The organism is Kitasatospora sp. NPDC059577 (genome assembly GCF_042735475.1).
Lineage (GTDB): Bacteria > Actinomycetota > Actinomycetes > Streptomycetales > Streptomycetaceae > Kitasatospora.
In genome coordinates this window covers 263,525-264,905 of the sequence record NZ_JBHWBZ010000005.1, presented here as the reverse complement: position 1 = coordinate 264,905, position 1,381 = coordinate 263,525, and the positions used below count along the sequence as shown (strand labels likewise).

General features: G+C 75.7%; 1 protein-coding gene. It reads left to right on the top strand.

Annotated features, from left to right (window positions below; genetic code table 11):
• Nucleotides 1-1,238 (top strand): ABC transporter permease (locus ACFV0O_RS07805; RefSeq protein ID WP_380337821.1); only part of this gene is annotated, 1,238 nt, incomplete at its 5' end.
• Nucleotides 1,239-1,381 lie beyond the last annotated feature (143 nt).

The window sequence follows — 1,381 nt, the reverse complement described above, 5'->3', positions numbered from 1 at the left end:
GCGCGCCCCGGGGGCGGTGGGGCCCGGTGGGGGCCGGCCGGGGCGAACGGGGCTACTTCGCCGTCAACCACCCGGCGCCCACCGACGCCCAGTCGGCGGCCTACCTGACCGGCTTCGTCCTGGTGATGTTCGGCCTGGTGATCGCCGGTCCGTGGCTCACCGCGGCGGCCGCCCGGGCGGTGGCCCGGCGTACCCACCGCCCGGCCGCGCTGATCGCGATGCGCCGGCTGGGGGACGACCCGCGGGCCGGGTTCCGCTCGGTCGCCGGTCTGGTGCTGGCCCTGTTCGTGACCACCGCGACGCTGAGCATCATGAGCACCATCGACGCGAACCGGAGCACGCTCAACGGCGCTCCGGAGGTCCGCAAGGCGGTCGTGGACACCCCGCTGCTCGGCCCGGAGAAGCCGGTGCTGATCCCCGCGGTGCCCGACGGGGTGGTGGCCCGGGCCCGGGCCGTCCCCGGCTTCGAGGGGATGGCGCTGCTGCACGACAACCCGGCCGGGATCGGCGCGTCCCAGGACGGCAGGGAACGGATCGTGCCCGCCCTCGTGCGCTGCTCGGAGCTGGCGCAGATCCCCGTCGTCGGCCACTGCGCCCCCGGCGCCACCGTGGCGGCCGTCGACCGCAACGGCGTCCTCGACCTCCAGGCGCACCCCGACAAGGAGTGGCCGTCGGCGCCGGTCTCCGCCGACGAGGTCGCCCGCCTCCCGGTGTTCATCATCTACGCGACGACCGACGACTCCCCGGCGGCCAAGGAACAGCTGCGGACCCTCTTCGCCGAGGAGTTCCCGTCGTACCTGGCCAGGATGGCCGAGGACTGGAGCTCCGAGGGGCAGAAGAAGCTCCAGGGCTGGCGTCAGCTCGCCGACGTCGTCCTGCTGACCACCCTGCCGATCGCGGGCTGCAGCCTCGCGGTGAGCGTGGTGGCAGGACTCTCCGACCGCCGCCGCCCGTTCGCGATGCTGCGGCTGACCGGGGCGCCGCTGCGCCTGCTGCGGTGGGTGGTCGGACTGGAGAGCGCGCTGCCGCTGCTGGTGGTGTCCGCGCTCGCGATCGGGACGGGCTTCGCCGCGGCGGCGATGTTCCTCGAATCCCAGATGCACTACGGCCTGGTGTCCCCGGGCCTCACGTACTACGGGCTGACGGCCTTCGGGCTGGCCGCCTCGCTCGGGATCATCGCCTCGACGCTGCCGCTGCTGCGGCGGATCACCGGGCCGGAGGCGGCCCGCAACGGCTGAGCACCGTCGGTCAGTCGAGCACCGGCCCCGCGCCCCCCCGGGGGGGCCGGCCGGCCCGGCGGGCCCACCCGGCGACGGGGTAGCCCGGCGACCCCTCCCCCCCGACACACACCCGAGCGGGCCGCCCCCAGCCCAGGACCCCA